Origin of the sequence: Jeotgalicoccus saudimassiliensis (assembly GCF_000756715.1) — a bacterium.
Classification (GTDB): Bacteria; Bacillota; Bacilli; order Staphylococcales; family Salinicoccaceae; genus Jeotgalicoccus; species Jeotgalicoccus saudimassiliensis.
Genome location: NZ_CCSE01000001.1, coordinates 2,150,104 through 2,166,340, shown reverse-complemented (window position 1 = coordinate 2,166,340; position 16,237 = coordinate 2,150,104). Strand labels below are relative to the sequence as shown.

18 protein-coding genes are annotated in these 16,237 nt (G+C 42.9%); 3 read left to right on the top strand and 15 right to left on the bottom strand.

Annotated elements, in window-relative coordinates; translation table 11 throughout:
• Positions 1–39 precede the first annotated feature (39 nt).
• Both dinB and RZ44_RS10810 read right to left on the bottom strand, forming a co-directional pair.
• Positions 40–1,110: a DNA polymerase IV gene (gene dinB / locus RZ44_RS10815; RefSeq protein WP_035811319.1), complete on the bottom strand. Its 1,071-nt coding sequence runs from the start codon at positions 1,108–1,110 to the stop codon at positions 40–42.
• 50 nt (positions 1,111–1,160) lie between these two features.
• Entirely contained in the window at positions 1,161–1,727 is a 567-nt protein-coding gene (locus tag RZ44_RS10810) for a DUF3267 domain-containing protein (protein ID WP_035811316.1), read from the bottom strand.
• Between the two features lie 73 nt (positions 1,728–1,800).
• Between RZ44_RS10810 and RZ44_RS10805 the strand changes: the two genes are divergently transcribed.
• Positions 1,801–2,847, top strand: a complete 1,047-nt coding sequence (locus RZ44_RS10805; RefSeq protein WP_035811314.1) for an NAD(P)/FAD-dependent oxidoreductase — start codon at positions 1,801–1,803, stop codon at positions 2,845–2,847.
• Positions 2,848–2,872: 25 nt separating this feature from the next.
• On the opposite strand, the gene RZ44_RS10800 is transcribed toward RZ44_RS10805, so the two are convergent.
• The 7 genes from RZ44_RS10800 to RZ44_RS10770 form a co-directional block, all read right to left on the bottom strand.
• A complete protein-coding gene (locus RZ44_RS10800) occupies positions 2,873–3,100 on the bottom strand; it encodes a hypothetical protein (RefSeq protein WP_035811313.1) in 228 nt (75 codons plus the stop codon).
• 75 nt (positions 3,101–3,175) lie between these two features.
• Positions 3,176–3,685: a hypothetical protein gene (locus RZ44_RS10795; protein WP_035811306.1), complete on the bottom strand. Its 510-nt coding sequence runs from the start codon at positions 3,683–3,685 to the stop codon at positions 3,176–3,178.
• 112 nt (positions 3,686–3,797) lie between these two features.
• A complete protein-coding gene (locus RZ44_RS10790; RefSeq protein ID WP_035811304.1) occupies positions 3,798–4,820 on the bottom strand; it encodes a lipoate--protein ligase in 1,023 nt (340 codons plus the stop codon).
• A gap of 19 nt (positions 4,821–4,839) precedes the next feature.
• Complete coding sequence (locus RZ44_RS10785) at positions 4,840–5,706, bottom strand: SIR2 family NAD-dependent protein deacylase (RefSeq protein ID WP_035811303.1); 867 nt, start codon at positions 5,704–5,706, stop codon at positions 4,840–4,842.
• Between the two features lie 16 nt (positions 5,707–5,722).
• A complete protein-coding gene (locus RZ44_RS10780; RefSeq protein WP_035811782.1) occupies positions 5,723–6,490 on the bottom strand; it encodes a protein-ADP-ribose hydrolase in 768 nt (255 codons plus the stop codon).
• A gap of 87 nt (positions 6,491–6,577) precedes the next feature.
• Positions 6,578–6,910: a glycine cleavage system H family protein gene (locus RZ44_RS10775; RefSeq protein WP_035811301.1), complete on the bottom strand. Its 333-nt coding sequence runs from the start codon at positions 6,908–6,910 to the stop codon at positions 6,578–6,580.
• Positions 6,911–6,924: 14 nt separating this feature from the next.
• Positions 6,925–7,941: an LLM class flavin-dependent oxidoreductase gene (locus RZ44_RS10770; protein WP_035811300.1), complete on the bottom strand. Its 1,017-nt coding sequence runs from the start codon at positions 7,939–7,941 to the stop codon at positions 6,925–6,927.
• Between the two features lie 188 nt (positions 7,942–8,129).
• Between RZ44_RS10770 and RZ44_RS10765 the strand changes: the two genes are divergently transcribed.
• Positions 8,130–9,317 carry an NADH-dependent flavin oxidoreductase gene (locus RZ44_RS10765; RefSeq protein ID WP_035811298.1) on the top strand — a complete coding sequence of 396 codons (1,188 nt, stop codon included), beginning with the start codon at positions 8,130–8,132 and terminating at the stop codon, positions 9,315–9,317.
• Between the two features lie 84 nt (positions 9,318–9,401).
• Here RZ44_RS10765 and rlmD read toward each other — a convergent pair whose 3' ends face one another.
• The 3 genes from rlmD to RZ44_RS10750 form a co-directional block, all read right to left on the bottom strand.
• Positions 9,402–10,796: a 23S rRNA (uracil(1939)-C(5))-methyltransferase RlmD gene (gene rlmD / locus RZ44_RS10760; RefSeq protein WP_052109075.1), complete on the bottom strand. Its 1,395-nt coding sequence runs from the start codon at positions 10,794–10,796 to the stop codon at positions 9,402–9,404.
• Positions 10,797–10,920: 124 nt separating this feature from the next.
• Complete coding sequence (locus RZ44_RS10755) at positions 10,921–11,949, bottom strand: NAD(P)/FAD-dependent oxidoreductase (protein WP_035811297.1); 1,029 nt, start codon at positions 11,947–11,949, stop codon at positions 10,921–10,923.
• 14 nt (positions 11,950–11,963) lie between these two features.
• Positions 11,964–12,914: an ABC transporter substrate-binding protein gene (locus RZ44_RS10750; protein WP_035811293.1), complete on the bottom strand. Its 951-nt coding sequence runs from the start codon at positions 12,912–12,914 to the stop codon at positions 11,964–11,966.
• A 207-nt stretch (positions 12,915–13,121) separates the two neighbouring features.
• On the opposite strand from RZ44_RS10750, the gene RZ44_RS10745 reads away from it, so the two are divergent.
• Entirely contained in the window at positions 13,122–13,328 is a 207-nt protein-coding gene (locus tag RZ44_RS10745) for a hypothetical protein (RefSeq protein ID WP_035811290.1), read from the top strand.
• Between the two features lie 10 nt (positions 13,329–13,338).
• Here the strand turns inward: RZ44_RS10745 and RZ44_RS10740 are convergent, their stop codons facing one another.
• The 3 genes from RZ44_RS10740 to RZ44_RS10735 all read right to left on the bottom strand — a co-directional run bounded on the left by RZ44_RS10740 (position 13,339) and on the right by RZ44_RS10735 (position 16,115).
• Complete coding sequence (locus RZ44_RS10740; protein ID WP_035811287.1) at positions 13,339–14,559, bottom strand: iron-containing alcohol dehydrogenase; 1,221 nt, start codon at positions 14,557–14,559, stop codon at positions 13,339–13,341.
• Positions 14,560–14,754: 195 nt separating this feature from the next.
• Positions 14,755–15,054: a TIGR04104 family putative zinc finger protein gene (locus RZ44_RS11200; protein WP_074431627.1), complete on the bottom strand. Its 300-nt coding sequence runs from the start codon at positions 15,052–15,054 to the stop codon at positions 14,755–14,757.
• 14 nt (positions 15,055–15,068) lie between these two features.
• On the bottom strand, positions 15,069–16,115 hold the full coding sequence (locus tag RZ44_RS10735) for a DUF4097 family beta strand repeat-containing protein (protein ID WP_035811285.1): 1,047 nt from the start codon (positions 16,113–16,115) through the stop codon (positions 15,069–15,071).
• Positions 16,116–16,237 lie beyond the last annotated feature (122 nt).

The following is a 16,237-nucleotide window of genomic DNA, read 5'->3' as shown; positions in this document are numbered from 1 at the left end:
TTCTTACTTTTAGTCTTATTTAACAGTATAACAAAGTTGCTACATTATAAAATCATATATGGTCATATTTCTGTAGAGCCTTTCTTCTATACCGGAAACCGTCACACCGATTAACCGGATTGGCACATCCTGTTCTTTCACTTCATGATACAGATTATACGCATAATGATAAATGTCTTCACCTTTAAACACCGGGTCCATCGTCATCATTTGTTTTGAGTGTGTTTCAAAGTCACCGTTTTTTATCTTAACGGTAACGACTCTTCCGGCAAGCTGCCTGTCTTCAAGACGTACACTGACTTTGTCCGACAGTTCTTCCAGTACACCGAGTATTTCCTTGTCATCGTTTCTGTCATAGTTGAATGTTGTTTCCTTGCCGACCGATTTCCGTTCACGCTGGACTGTCAGTTCATTCGTCCCAATGCCCCGGGCTTTGTTATATAAACTCTCGCCGCGTTTACCGAATTTCAGTATTAAATCATTCCTGCTTATATCATATAAATCTTTGCCGTTTTTTATACCCATTCCGAGCATTTTTTCTTCTGTTACTTTACCGACACCGGGAAATTTCCCTATCGGCAGTTCATGGAGTATTTTAAGAACATTATCATAATGTATCACTGTCGTGGCTTTCGGTTTGTTCATGCCGGAAGCAATTTTAGCCAGGTACTTATTATAGGAAATGCCGCTGCTTGATGTCAGTCCGGTCCTGTCAAAAATATCTCTCTGAATGGATAATGCAACCTCTTTTGAAGGCGTTTCTCTGCTGACAAGTTCCGTTATATCCAGATAGGCTTCATCAAGGCTCAGCGGTTCAATGAGCTCTGTATAGCTTAAAAATATTTCCCTGATCTGTGCCGAGATTTCTTTGTAACGTTCAAAACGCGGATGTACGAAAATACCGTCGGGACACAGTTTATGAGCGGTTTTCGTCGGCATTGCCGAATGCACGCCGAACTTCCTCGCCTCGTAACTTGCTGTCGCAACGACACCCCTGTTGAACGAACGTCCACCGACTATCACCGGTTTACCTCTCAGTTCCGGATTATCGCGCTGTTCCACCTGGGCAAAAAATGCGTCCATATCTATATGAATGATTCGTTTTTCCATCGTCTTCACCCATATCCATTATATCAAATAACGAACACACGTTCTACTCTTTAAACTGTCTGATCTTTCGTTTCGTAAAGGCTCATACCCACTTCCGTATCTACAGCGTATTTTAAATGTTTGTGCTTCATTATTAAATACAAATAGTAGAAGTCACCGGCACACGCACCGGTATGCAGTGCGATATAATATTTGTATGCGGGATTCGGTATCGTAAACATCAGTCCGAGCATAATCGCCGTCAGAATAACAAACGGCATAACGATGATGATAAAGAACTGTCCTCTTGAATACACGGTACCGGGTGAAGTCGCGTAGGCCATGCCGGCTTTAAATCCGAATTTAACCCGTCCATCCGGATTAAAAATTTTAAAAAACAGGCCGTGAACTGCTTCATGAACGATGATAATAATAAAAAATAGTGCGATAATAAAAAATACTGCACCGACAATACCAAACTGCTCTTTACCGACAAGTGCACTGCCTGTCGGTTTAATAACAAATCCTTCGAGCAGATACAGCACGATAAACGTGCCTGTCATTGCCAGAATTTGAATCCATGATATGCTTTTCAATGCAGATTTATTTTCAAAAATATTCAATTCGAGCTTGTCCATGTACATGCCTCTTTCGTATTCGTCTTTAAATAACATATCATAATTATAACAGCCATTACACAGGAGTGATTTAATGAATATAACGATTATCGGCGGCGGTCTTGCAGGAGCGTCTGCCGGTTACCATCTCATAAAGCTTGGACACAATGTCACACTATACGACCGGCAGGACAAAGGCCAGGCAACTTTCGCATCAGCCGGAATTATATGCCCGTGGGTCAGTCAGCGCCGCAACAAAAAGTGGTACCGTCTCGTAACTAAAAGTGCGCATTATTATCCTGAATTTATCAGTACACTTGAACGGGAAACCGGCATGTCTACCGGTTATAAGAACAGCGGTGCAATCTGCCTGTTTAAAGAAAATATCTTCGACAAGGCAACGAAACGAATCAGCGCTAAAGGAATTGACAATCCTGATGTCGGTGCAGTCAGACAACTGTCAAAAGAGGAACTTTCGGCGCTGCACCCGTCCATAACGACAGAGTATCCCGCGCTGATTGTAGAAGGCGGCGGACAGGTCCGCGGCCGGAAACTGCTCGCAGCTTTAAAAGAAGCGTTCATTCATCATGGCGGTACGTGGAAAAATGAGTCCTATGATGAAACAACTGATGACGGTTCTCTTAAAATTTATACGACGGGCGCCTGGGGTGCCGAACAGACGTATAAACCTGATATTGCGCATCAGCGTGCGGAAATCATGCATTTTAAATTAAAAAACCAGCAGGATATCCAGTCCCCTGTCGTGATGGCGCTCGGACCGACGTATATCGTGCATCTTGAAAAAGATGAGTATGTGATCGGGACGACACATATCGATACCGGGTCGTTCGATACCTCGCCGACTGATGAAAGCTATAACTATCTGCAGAGCGAACTGTATAAATACTTCAAAAAAGAAGATGTGGAAATTACTGAAATGGGCGTCGGTTTAAAGCCGTATACACGTGACTTCCTGCCGTTTATCGGTTATGTCGATGACAATACTTTCGTAATTAACGGCATGGGCTCAACAGGGCTGACGGCAAGTCCGTATGTCGGACATGAAGTCTCACACCTTATCAGCGGACTGCCTGTCGGACTCGACTTCAGCGACTACAACTATATCGAACCGCAAAATTAAAAAGACTTCCTTAAGGAAGTCTTTTTTATATGAAGAAATTAATTGTTTCATATATGTAATACAGAAACAGAATAATATTGACAATCATTACAGCGAGCCATACTTTGTCTTTACGGTACTTGTAATTAATGTATCCGAATATCGTTCCAAGTGATGTCAGCAGTATATTTAATATCCAGACGATGTTGTCGGCCATGAATAATGGCAACAGCAGTACCAGTACCGGAATCGCGACACAAAATATTCTTAACATATACTGCCTCCTCAACTCGATTATTTTCATCAATATTACAATATTTAAATAATTTATACAAAACTTATGACAGCTTTACCAGTTACGGTGCAGAATACGCGCCACATGGTAATCCTCACGCTTATATAATTTATACATAAAGTACATTAAAATAAGCATACCCGCTTCAATATCAGAAATATTATCAACAAATATTTTATGATCGTTCATCGATCCGATTAAATCATCACCGCGGTGCATCGTTAAAGTGACCTCTTTATCATCTTTAAACACATAAGGGGTTTCCAGTACAGTGCCGTCCGCCCGGAAGTTCATAAAATTATGAAGTTTACGTTCTTTAAAAGTAAACCGTTTACCTGTATATTCAACTGTATATTTTGCCACGTTTAAGTCTTTGAATCTTCTTATCTGAAGACCGAGCAAAATTTCAGTGCCGTTCACATGCTGAAAACCGTAAGTATTTTTCTCATCACAGCCTGATATCGTCGTAGCGAAAACATCGCCGACAACGTTATTATTACTGTCTACAATTGTTACACCCTGATGTTGTTCCTCGTCGATAACTTTGGCATATAACTGCTGCACAAAACACCCTCCTGTCGCACATACTCCATTTCTTTTATTTTACCATAATCTATATTGAAAAGAGTATCCCCATAAATGAAGATACCCTTATTCATTAAAAATTATTCTTAGTTTAACTTAAAATTAAATCTGTCAGCTCAGATGCTTCCAATTTGCCGAAGTAATGATCGAGATCGAGCGGCTTCAATGCATCAAGCAGGTCTTCCTTAACGACTCTCGTACCTTTCAGAGCATCTTCCACTTCATTGATATTTCCCTGACCGAAAAAGTCACCGAAAATCGAACATTTATCGATTCTTCCACCTTCGATTTCCAGTGAAATATCCACTGTGCCTGCCGATAAACGTCCGTCTCTGTTATAGGAATAGCGGGGTGATTTACCGTAGTTCCAGTCCCAGTTTTTATATTTCTCTTCAACGAGCTTGTCGATTTGTTTCCAGTCTTCGTCTGTCAGCTCATAGCGTTTTGCATCTTTAACATCATCGATTGACAGCAGCTGTTGAATAATTAAATCTTTAAACTCTTCTGTCGTCACATCTTTATACCCGGGTGCCAGGTGTTCACGCAGAGTTGTCACTCTGCTCTGAACAGATTTGATGCCTTTGGATTCTATTTTCTTCCTGTTCGGGTTAAGTACCGCAACCATCGCTTCAACATTAATATCAAGAAGCAGCGAGAATCCGCCGTACACACGGCCGTTCGACATCGTCATCGCCCCGCCGGAAACTTTTTTGCCATCGATAACGAGGTCATTTCTGCCGCTCTGTTCAACATTTGTAATACCGAGATTGTTTAACGCTTTTATAACCGGTGCATACATCTTTTTATAATCGCCGTACACACCTGTGTCTTCCGGAACGAGGAAACAGACGTTCACTGCACCATCGTCAACTAAAATTGCACCGCCGCCTGTATCACGTCTGACGAGCAGAATATCGTTGTCTTCAAGATAATCCTGATTGACTTCCGATACTGCGTTCTGGAAACGCCCGATTTCTACTTTCGGCTTACAGTAATAAGGAAAAATAATTCCTTCATCCAAAAAGATATTGTCCTGAACATAGACCTGCATCGCAAGTGCGTATGCACCGTCTGTAATATATTCTCCATTCCGGTATGGTTCGATTAAATACATTTCAGTCATCCTTTGCCTGTTATTTTTTATGTGCGTTTAAAATTGTTTCTCCGATATCTTCGGTTAAAAATACTGTCTGTGATTTAATTGCTTCAGGAATGCGGTAAGTTTTCTGATTCATCGTCACAAACAGCGCATTTTCATTTTGTCTTGTCTGACGCCAGAACGGATGCTTGATAAACTGCGGAGTCGTATGGCCGACACCGATTTCCAGATACATGACTTTGCCTTTGCTGTGTTCTTTTAGGAATGCATTATAGTCATCACGTTGAGCGTTAAACTTCGCATCCTCCACCATGCCCTTTTCTGCTGTACGTTTGTTTTTCTCCATCGGCGCACCGCATTTTGGACAATACGGAATCAGTTCGGACGGTATTTCCATGCCGTCCTGCTCCGCTGCCATTTTACGCATCAGTTCATCATCGCGGTACGTTTCGTCGTGACAGAAATCGGAGCACTGCATGCGCACGTATTCTCCCTGGTAATAAAGCACTTTATCCATGTTATAATCCGCAGCATAAAATGCGTTATCTGCATTTGTCGTAATGACATGATACGGTTTATTTTCAATCATTTCCTTAAGTGCGATATACGCCTCTCCCGCCGGCTGTTCCAAATAATTCAGCACTATAAAACGGCTTTGAAATGCCCAGTACTCTTCCAGTGTCGGGAATTTAAAAAGGCTTGCCTGCAGCATATCCAGCCAGTTATATTTTTCGATAAAGTCCGGAAAATTATTTTTAAAGCGGTCACCGATATATGTAAATCCGTCAGCTGCCGACATACCGGCGCCGATACCGACAACAACAGCATCCGCCTCGTCGATCAGTCCTTTCAGTATTTCACTTTCCGTACCGTTTTGTTCAAGTGTCTTCCAAGCATTCATGCCAATACAACCTCTCTTAAGTCAAAAGATTTTCATAGATTTTTAAATCGTCCGTGCCGAAAACGTTAAATACGACATCGATTTCAGACCCTGTTTCTGCGAGATACTGCTTTACAGTTTCAACGGCAGTCCCGGCCGCTTCTTCTTTCGGATAGCCGAACACGCCCGTTGAAATGCTGCAGAATGCGATTGAGCGGATATTGTTTTCATCGGCAAGTTCGAGACAGCTTCTGTAGCATTTTGCCAGCAGCTCCTGTTTCATCGGCGATACTTTACCACCCTGTACAACCGGTCCGACGGTATGAATAATATATTCCGACGGCAGGTTATATGCTGAAGTAATCTTCGCTCTGCCCACTGCTTCTTTTCTGCCCTGATTCTTCATAATATCTGCACATTCAAGACGCAGTTCCGCCCCCGCTTTCGTATGAATAATGTTATCGATGCAATTATGATTCGGAATGAGACAGCCCAGCATTTCTGCATTCGCCGCATTGACGACCGCTTCAATTTTCAGCGTCGTAATATCTCCCTGCCATATGTAAAGCTGCTTGTCCCCCGGGCTCAGTGATTCAAACTCAGTGATGCCTTCAGCGTTATACTCCGACAAAAAAGCATCCTGTACATCGAGAAATTCCCGGCTTACTTTTTGTGCCGGCCGTTCGTTTGCCAGCCCGCGAAAGACTTCAAACCGTTCAGCAAATGTATCCGGGACCGACTGTGCAATATTTTTTTCCTGCTGCATGTATGAAATTAAAAAATGCAGTCTGTCTGTCTGTGTCATCATCCATTCATCACCCAATTCCAAAAAAAGACTCACACCCAATGTATATACATATGAATGCAAGCCTTTAAATATATTTTGCTTTAATTAAGCATCAGCAAGTGCATTGAATTCTGCTTCGTCCACACCGGTAAGTTTAACAACCCAGCTCTCTTCAGCTTTTGCCGAATTTAACAGAGTTGGTTCATCAGTCGCTTTTTCGTTAACTGCTACCACTTTACCAGCAAGCGGTGATGCCAGATCAAGTACAGTTTTAGATGCTTCAAGTTCCAGCAGTGAATCATTTTTAGCAACTTCTTCAGCTTTTGTAAATTCCACGAATCCTACAGTACCGATATCGTCCTGTAATTCAGGAGTCATTATAAGCGTGTACTCCTCGCCATTTTTTTCAACCCATAAATAGTTAGCAACTTTTTTCATTGTTATCCTTCTTTCTATTCTTTTAATTGAAATTCTGATGATATTAGTTCCAGTGCACGCAGTCTGTTTGCAGCACCCGGCATAAGCGGTATCAGGAGCAGTTCGTCTGCATCCAGAGTTTCCGCCAGTGTATCCAGCTGTTTTTTGACGCTTTTCACATCCCCGACAACCATACGCGAACGGTTAGCGGACAGCTTTTGAAGTTCCTCTACAGTATAAGTGTATTTCTCCGCAGTTTCAACTGATGGGAAACGCTCAAATTCGCTGAAATTCATCTTTCCGAGCAGCCATAAATCAAGCGCTTTTGCGAGTTCTTGCGCTTTACTGTCTGTGTCGGCAACGACGACAAACGGCGACGCCATAACGAGAGGCTGCTCCATTGCCGGTGAAGGTACAAACTTCTCTCTGTACACCCGTGCAGCTTCCTGTCCGACTGCTGTTTTATCCTTTGACGCGTGCGGGAACAGCCCGAACGTATAGCCGATGCCCTGGCGCGCAGCAAGTTCAGCCGTACGGACACTCGTGCTGAGCACCCACATTTCGGGGTTCGACCGGCCAGTCGGGTTTGCAGTCACATCGTTAAAACGATGTGTTTCATCATCCGTGTTCGTGACATATTTTTTTATATCACTTATATTTTCTTCATATCTTTGTTTTCTCGGACGCATTTCATTCATCGACTTATTTACGATAGGCGTACCTAAAGTATTGCCGATACCAAGATCCACTCTGCCCGGATACAGGTTTTCCATCACCCTGAAGTTCTCAGCAACTTTTAAAGGACTGTAATGAGGAATCATGACACCCCCGGAGCCGAGTCTGATGGATGACGTCTGTCCCAGTATGTGCATCATCATCATTTCCGGACTGCTCGAAGCAAAAGCATGTACATCATGATGCTCGGCCATCCAGAACCTGTAGTAGCCGAGTGCTTCGGCATGCCTGGCCAGTCTGACACTCTCTTTAAGTGCTTCAGCCGGTGACTGCCCTTCATCTATTACGGCGTAATCCAATACGTTTAATTTAACCATCTGCACATATCCTTTACCGCTCATTATAATTCAAAAGCATACTCATTATATCGGTGTTGATTTTTATCGTCAACGTAATTGCAATAATATTAAAATAATTCGCTATACCAAGTGTTTGACATTATTTTGCGGCCTTGCTACTTTGAAAGTAATGATTATAAAGAACGTACATATTAAGGAGCAGCATGATGAATAAAAAATACTCGCCTTTATTTGAACCTTTAACATTGCCGAACGGCATTGAACTGTCGAATCGTTTTGTCCTGTCGCCGATGATTACAAACTCATCGACGGCCGACGGTTACGTTACTAAAGAAGATGAACTGTATCACGCGCGGCGTGCGGGATCTGCACCGATTCAGGTGACAGGTGCTGCGTATATCGAACCATACGGCCAGCTGTTTGAGTACGGCTTCAGCGTCGCGGATGACCGTGCAGTACCGGGGCTGAAAAAACTCGCAGCAGCGATGAAAAAAGACGGTGCCAAAGCAATACTGCAGCTGACACATGCCGGCAGATTTTCCAATCAGGCTATTTTGGATCTCGGTGTCGTCTACGGTCCGAGCTTTATGGAGCTGAATACACCGGTTAAACATCAGGTACTGCCGATGACCAAACGTAAAATCAATATGGTCATTCAGCAGTATGCTGATGCAGCAAGACGTGCAATCGAAGCCGGCTTTGACGGTGTAGAGGTATCGGCAGCACAGCGCCTGTTAATTCAGACGTTCTTCTCCACTTTTTCCAATGAACGCGATGACGAATACGGTGCGGGATCACTTGAAAACCGTTCGCGCTTCGGCCTTGAAGTAATTAAAGCTGTCAGTGATGTCATTAAAAAAGAAGCACCGGAAGACTTTATTTTCGGTTTCAGAGGTACACCGGAAGAAACGCGCGGTGAGGATACCGGCTACAGCGTGGATGATTTTTTACAGTTCATCGACCGGGCCCGGGAAATTACAAATATTCACTACGTTGCGATTGCAAGCTGGGGACGCAACATTTATCAGAATGAAGTACGCGGCAAAGGCCCGCATCAGGGACAGCCTGTAAACAAAGTCGTTTACGAACATCTTAAAGGGAAAATACCGATGATGGCAACGGGCGGTGTGAATACACCGGATAAGGCATTGGAAGCACTGGAATATGCAGACATGGTCGGTGCATCCAGTCCGTTTATTACAGAACCGGATTTCGTCCCGAAATTGAGAGACGGCCGTGAAGATGATATCGATCTTCAGTTTACGATCGATGAACTCGATGATTTAAAAATACCGAAAGCCGCGTTTAAGGATATTGTCCGCATGATGGATTACGGCGAGGGACTGCCGAAAGAAACACGCGATGAACTGCGGAGACTGGCGGATGAAGAATAATTTTAAAAAAAGACATCGTATTCATCCGACTAATACAAAAAACCGATTGAAGATAAAATAATCTTCAATCGGTTTTTTTATTTATTAATCAGTTTTCACTAACAGACTGACAACTTCAACGTGTGCAGTATGCGGGAATAAGTCCACAGGCTGTACCTGCTGCAGTTCGTAGCCGAATTCACGAAGCCATGTAATATCTTCTGCGAATGTTTCCGGATTACACGATACATAAACTACTCTGTCTGTGCCGAGTCTTCCGATACGGCGCATGACTTTACCGCCAGCTCCCGAGCGTGGCGGATCCAGCATCAGCAGGTCCGGAGTCCCCCACGTTTCAAGTATTTCATCCATACCGCGGCGCGCATCTTTTGCAAGGAAGTAAGTATTGCCGATACCGTTGTCCGTTGCATTGCGTTTTGCGGATTCTATAGATGACTCAACGATTTCAATACCGGCAAGCTCTTTTACTTTCTCGGCAAACGGCAGTGAGAATGTTCCTACGCCGCAGAACAGATCTATCATGCGTTCATGTTCTTTTGCGTCTGCCATTTCAAGTGCAAGTTCAACAAGCTTCTCTGCCTGTGTCGGGTTCGTCTGGAAGAATGTATCGAACCATGTACGGTATTTATATCCATACATTACATCGTGAATATAGTCTCTGCCGAATAAAAGGTGTGTATCTTCAGACTGCGTACGGTCCGCAACATCTGTATTTACCATCCACATTAAACTCTTCAGATTATCAAATGATGATGTCAGCTCTTCAACGAGTTCGTCCACTAACGGCTTTAATTCCCCGTCCGGCTTGTCCGTAGCAAATACTGCCAGCATCATTTCTTCAGTTTCCTGGGAGCGTCGGACCATCAGGTGACGGAGCAGACCGTCATGATTTTCTTTGTCATAGCCCGGCAGTTCATGTTTTCCTGCCCATCTGGACACGACAAGCATTGCATCGACCATTTCATTATTTGCGATTAAGCACGTATCAAGGTCGATAATTTTTTTGAAGTTGCCGAGTTCGTGCATACCCAGTTCACCGTTTTTACCAAATGTAAATTCCATTTTGTTACGGTATTCAAACGGATGATTTTCCATGCCGATTGCATCTTTAACTACAGAAGCATCGAACTTGTTTTTTTCAAGTTCACGTTTTACAAAGTCCGTCTTTTCTTTCAGCTGTGCTTCATAGCTCCAGTGCTGCCATACACAGCCGCCGCATAATGCAAAGTGCGGACACGGCGGTGTGACTCTGTCCGGATGTGCTGTTACGATTTCCTTCGGCATAACATGCGCACGTTTTCTCGTCGGATTCGGCACGTCCACTGTTACTGTTTCACCGCGCAGCGTCTGCGGTACAGTCAGTTTCAGCTTGCGGGGCTTGTGACCGCCGTGATCGCGGAGTGCCACACCGCGGCCTGAACCCTTTTTATCCAGCTCATCTATCGTTACTGTAAATGTTTCAATATGATCATTATTAATTTTAGCCACTGTTATCTCCTCACACATCTATTCATTCATACAATTTTACTTACTGTATTGATTTGTTGCAAGCTAAAATGACAAAAAACACCATCACTGAAGTTCAGTGATGGTGTTGTCTGTATTAATACATCAGTTTTTTATTTTTATCTTTCAGCCGCTGGTTATGCGATGATACCATCGCAAACTGGTCCGCTTTCGGATCGAGATACGTTTTCGCATTATTTACAGCGTTCACCGCATCTGCATAAGCACCTGCAATAAGATTGACTTTCCCTGTATATCTGATGCAGTCTCCCGCTGCAAATATCCCCGGCACATTCGTCATACCTGTCGGGGCTGCTTTAACGAAGAAATCATTCTCGAGATCCAGTCCGAGATTATTTTCTCTGAACAGAAGGTTCTCCTGGTCGTAACCGTGATTTACGATCAGTTCGTCGTATGCATCATTCGTAATATCACCTGTCTGGTTGTTTGTAATTTCCACATACTCCATGAGCTCGCCGCCGCTGACACCGGTCACTTCCGACTGCGTCATCACTTTAACACCATTTCTTTCAAGCCGTGTGACATCCGCTTCATGCGCTGTTAAGTCGTCTCCGCGGTAAATAATATGAATTTCCCGTGCAATCGGCGACAGATCATTTGCCCAGTCCACTGCTGAGTAACTTCCGCCTGTAATGAGTATCTTTTTATCAGTAAAACGTTTAATGTCCGGCACAGCATAATGCAGATTCTTATTTTCAAAAAGATGCGCATTTTCTATATTCAGCTTTACAGGTTTAATCATTCCGCCGCCGCCGATAGTAATAATGACACTTCTCGAATAATGTTTGACGCCTTTTGACGTTCCAATCGTAAAATATTCATCGTTTTCTTTTTGAATATTTGTCACTATTGTATTCAGCACAACTTCCGGATCGAACGTCAGCCCCTGGGCAATCGACTTTTCAATCAGCTGGCCGGCCGGGAGCGGTTCTGTACCACCGATATCCCAGATCATTTTCTGGGGATAAAGATGCACTTTTCCGCCGAGTTTGTCCTGTCCGTCGATAATTTTAGTTTTCATTTCACGCAGTCCGGCATAAAATGCACTGAACAACCCGGCAGGGCCTCCGCCGATTACCGTGACATCATATATGTTTTCCGTCATCAGAAATACACTCCTTAGTTAGCGCTCAACGCTTCTTCGACATCTTCAACAATTAAACTGTTGGCAATATAGCCGCTGTATAACCAGCTGTCTTCCGATGTATACTCGTAAACATTTCCGTTTTCCACTGCCGGAATATTTTTAAAGACATCGTCCGCAAAAGCAGTTTCGCTGTCGCCTTCTTTATTACCGATAAAGAAAATATGATCCGCCTCGAGTTCTGCAAGACTCTCAAGCGACGCTTCAATCCATGGTGTTTCATTATCTGCTGACAATTCTTCAACGAGTGAAGGAACACTTAAACCTAAATCGTTATACAACACTTCACCGCTTGATTTATCTTTGTTTGAAATAAAGTACGAGTCACCCGTCCACCATATGGCGATTGCCGTTTCTCCGCCGACTTCACTGTCCAGTTCTGCTGCAGTCTCTTCAACAAGAGCATCGTAGTCCGCCACTTTTTCAGCTGCCAGTTCTTCTTTGCCAAAGACTTCCGACACACGTGTCAGGCGGTCTCTCCAGTCGTCATAATTGCCGCTCTCTACGACGAATGACGGCGCAATTTTAGAGTAGCTGTCGTATTTCTCTCCTGAAGCAAGATCACCTGAACTTAACAGAATTAAATCCAGTTCCTGCTCGACAACTGCTTCAAAAGGCAGGTCAAATGGCATTAACGGCAGTCCTTCAAGTCCTTCCGCCTGCAGATATTCCTGAACTCCGCCTTCACCGATTGACCATTGTGCTGACGGTGTTTCGTCCAATGTCAGTAAATCATCTTCCAGATATGGTCCGATAATACGTTCCGGATTTTTTGGCACTGTCACTTCGTTGCCTGCGTCATCCGTCAAGACACGTTCTTCACTCTTGCTCTCTTCAGGGTTTTCTTCAGATGTATTCCCTTCTTCATTTGAACATCCGGCTGCAAAAATTGATATTCCAAGCATTAACGCTGCTAATTTTTTCATTTATTTTCTCCATTCTGTTAAATAAAATCCAACATGACACTGATAATCATTATCAGTAGAATTTTATTCTTTATAGAAACCAATGTCAATAGTTCTTCCTTAATATGGCATAAATTACACCATCACATAATACTATGCCGTTTTGAATTTCACTCTGGTGGTATATAAATAAAAAGAGAAAAATTATACCGTTAAGGGGATGATCGTATGACTGCATACAGACATCGCGACTTTAATTCCGTTTACCGCTTTATGGCTGCCGGTGCTGTAATCGGTATTATCCTCGGAATTATTACTGGTTTAATTTTCGGACACACTGCATTTTGGATTCTCGCAGGTCTGGCTCTCGGCATATCGGGCGGTGCGGCAGTTGAAGGTTCGCTTCATAGGCCTACGCATAACAAAGAAGGATAGTTCAGATGAACTATCCTTCTTTCTGTTTGGAGACCATTACTTTTTTATACATTCTGATAAAATCCGATTTACTGAACATAACCGGTACCGGATATAAAGGATTTGCTTCTTTATATGCAGCATCAGCCAGCACTTTCAAATCCTCATTGTTCAGTTCCGGAAAGCTTGTACCTACATTCATCTTCTCATTTAACTCTTTAATACTTTCAATAAACTTCTCCGCCTTTATCCGGGGACTGTCCCCTTCCGCTGTCACTTGTGCAATATCACCGAGATGCGCGAGCTTATCACGGACTGCTTCACCGTATTCTTCCAATATGTGCGGCAGAATAATTGACACTGCCTGTCCGTGCTGTACGTTGTATTTCGCACCCAGCGCGTGAGCCATAGCGTGAACATTACCCACGTATGCTCTCGTAAATGCTTTACCTGCAAAATATGACGCACGCTGCATATTCGTCCGTGCCTGAATGTCCTCACCGTTTTCATATGACCGGTATAAATTACCGTAAATCAATTCTATCGCTTCTTCACTTAACATTTTCGTCTGTTTTGTATTGCCTCTGTTAATGTAGGCTTCAACCGCATGCGTTAAAGCATCCATACCTGAAAATGCCGTCATATCCTGCGGCAGGCCAAGCAGCAGTTCCGGATCAAGCACTGCAGCATCCGGCATCAGCTTTGTATCAATCACTGCATATTTTTCTTTTGTCTTACTGTCTGTGATAACAGCTGCAATTGTAGCTTCGCTCCCGGTACCGGCTGTTGTCGGCACCGCAATGAAATAAGGCAGTTTTTTTCTTACTTTCAGCACGCCTTTAAAACGGCTGAAATCAGTCGTTTGTTTTGCAGCCGCAATACCTGTGCCTTTTGCACAGTCGATTGCCGAGCCGCCGCCGAAACCGATAATGCCTTCACATTCCTGATCGTTATAAACCTTCACTGCGTCTTCAATATTTTGTGTCGTCGGATTCGCCGTCGTTCCTTTATATATAAAATAAATAATATTTTCTTCACTCAGACTCTCGAGCATTTTATCGAGAAGTCCTGCATTAACGATTCCCTCATCAGTCACGATAAGTACTTTCTTTATATTCTTCTCATTTAATTTAGGTGCAAGTTTCGAAATACATCCCACACAGTTAATCACCGTCGGCGGCTGCCAGTCCAATAAGTGAGCTGTATTTTTCATAATCCACTGATAGGTGCGGCTGTACAGTTTAAATAACATATATATCTTTCCTTCCGGACGTGCCAAAATCTTTCGTTAGATATATTCTATATACCCATTCCTAAATTCCAGTGAAAGTAAAATGATAAATAGATTAAATTCTCTGTTCATTTTAATAAATGCTGTCCATGCTCTGAGAAGTTTAACAATTTTTAAGAAAGCAGTCCCCGGATATTTTCCGGAGACTGCTTAAATTTAAACAGGATATTCTCTTTTATCGCTCAGTTTAACGAGTCCAATATTTAAAATGATGACTGCAGCAATTCCGAGTAATATTATCGGAAGGTGTATCGGCAACGGAATATCAAAAGGCAGCGGCAGAAGCATTGTTGCCGGGATAATCATATTGGATACTCCCATTTGGAGTTGCGCTTTCTTGCTTAGAAACTGTTCTTCACCGCAATACGGACACTTTAGTTCTCCTGTGATTCTCTTAAGTGTCACCGCCTTATTTTTAAAAGACCATTCTGTCTGACATTTAGTACAACTCGTCACATCTATCCAACTCCTTAAGATAATGTAATTTTAACTGAACCCATCTCACTCTCATATACCGCCCGGTAACCCTCTTTTGAAATAATATTATTTTCGAGTGCATTTTTCACTTTACCGACGTTTGCTTTTGCCACAATTTTAGTCTTTTCAGGTTCCGCACGGTAGTTTACATTCACTGAACCCATTTTACTCAATGCTTTTATATCACAGTCCGGCGACAGGTTATCCAGCGTAATTCTGCCGAGTTCTGTAGTCAGATGATATCGTTCAGCTTTAACACCGCCGGCATAAATTCTGCCCATTTCCGTTTCCATATATAGATTCCGGAAGTCACTCGACTCCGCTTTTAGCGCCCCCATGGAAGACGTGAACTCACCGTAATTCCCTGTAAGTCCGGCGGTATAGATGCCCCCTTCTTTCGTTTTAATTATGAATTCTTCCGCCTGAATATCTGTCACTGTCACTTTGCCGTCCTTATTATTAACCGTAAGCCTGTCCAGTTTATGCGGCCACATAATTACCAGTTCGTCTTTTTTCAGTTCTTTCCGTTTCTTCATAAAATCAATAATCGTATTGAATTTCACGTGTTTATTCGAACCGCTGTGATGGATGGTCAACTGATCGTTATTCAGTTCATATTCAAGCTTTCCTTTATGTGTATAGCTTAAAAACTTAATGCCGAACTTCCCGCCTGTCTCAACTTTGACTGCTACGGATTCTCCATTAATCTTCAAATGGAGGATATTAATACCCTCCAATTCTTTGGCGAAGTTTCCTGTTACAGATTTTCTCGTTTCTTTTACTTCTTTTTGCTTTGCTGTAACTTCAGCCAGTTTTTCCGCAGTTTCCTGTTCCGGTTCTTCTATCATTTCATCTGCGATAAATTTTTCGGCAACTTTGACCGGATGACCGAGCATTTTAAGAAGATACTCTTCAGTATCTCCAAGCTCTATCGCTTTTTCTATCTGCATTTTAAAATCTTCTATAATTTCATGACGCCGGGCTTCCGGCAATACTTTCAGTTCTTCTTCAAGCTCAGTAATAAATTCATTTAATGCCATTAAATTCCCCTGCTTTTCTAATTTCCCTTATCGGATACTAACCTTCAGTTTCATTATAAATGGATACTCTTCATATTACCAAGATTCATATATTTATATTTAAGCAGGAAAACGGTATGATT

What these genes read in the sequence shown, in the direction of transcription:
- dinB (WP_035811319.1), bottom strand. Translation starts at nt 1,110, where the DNA reads ATGGAAAAACGAATCATTCATATAGATATGGACGCATTTTTTGCCCAG.
- RZ44_RS10810 (WP_035811316.1), bottom strand. Translation starts at nt 1,727, where the DNA reads ATGGACAAGCTCGAATTGAATATTTTTGAAAATAAATCTGCATTGAAA.
- RZ44_RS10805 (WP_035811314.1), top strand. Translation starts at nt 1,801, where the DNA reads ATGAATATAACGATTATCGGCGGCGGTCTTGCAGGAGCGTCTGCCGGT.
- RZ44_RS10800 (WP_035811313.1), bottom strand. Translation starts at nt 3,100, where the DNA reads ATGTTAAGAATATTTTGTGTCGCGATTCCGGTACTGGTACTGCTGTTG.
- RZ44_RS10790 (WP_035811304.1), bottom strand. Translation starts at nt 4,820, where the DNA reads ATGTATTTAATCGAACCATACCGGAATGGAGAATATATTACAGACGGT.
- RZ44_RS10785 (WP_035811303.1), bottom strand. Translation starts at nt 5,706, where the DNA reads ATGAATGCTTGGAAGACACTTGAACAAAACGGTACGGAAAGTGAAATA.
- RZ44_RS10780 (WP_035811782.1), bottom strand. Translation starts at nt 6,490, where the DNA reads ATGACACAGACAGACAGACTGCATTTTTTAATTTCATACATGCAGCAG.
- RZ44_RS10775 (WP_035811301.1), bottom strand. Translation starts at nt 6,910, where the DNA reads ATGAAAAAAGTTGCTAACTATTTATGGGTTGAAAAAAATGGCGAGGAG.
- RZ44_RS10770 (WP_035811300.1), bottom strand. Translation starts at nt 7,941, where the DNA reads ATGGTTAAATTAAACGTATTGGATTACGCCGTAATAGATGAAGGGCAG.
- RZ44_RS10765 (WP_035811298.1), top strand. Translation starts at nt 8,130, where the DNA reads ATGAATAAAAAATACTCGCCTTTATTTGAACCTTTAACATTGCCGAAC.
- RZ44_RS10755 (WP_035811297.1), bottom strand. Translation starts at nt 11,949, where the DNA reads ATGACGGAAAACATATATGATGTCACGGTAATCGGCGGAGGCCCTGCC.
- RZ44_RS10750 (WP_035811293.1), bottom strand. Translation starts at nt 12,914, where the DNA reads ATGAAAAAATTAGCAGCGTTAATGCTTGGAATATCAATTTTTGCAGCC.
- RZ44_RS10745 (WP_035811290.1), top strand. Translation starts at nt 13,122, where the DNA reads ATGACTGCATACAGACATCGCGACTTTAATTCCGTTTACCGCTTTATG.
- RZ44_RS10740 (WP_035811287.1), bottom strand. Translation starts at nt 14,559, where the DNA reads ATGTTATTTAAACTGTACAGCCGCACCTATCAGTGGATTATGAAAAAT.
- RZ44_RS10735 (WP_035811285.1), bottom strand. Translation starts at nt 16,115, where the DNA reads ATGGCATTAAATGAATTTATTACTGAGCTTGAAGAAGAACTGAAAGTA.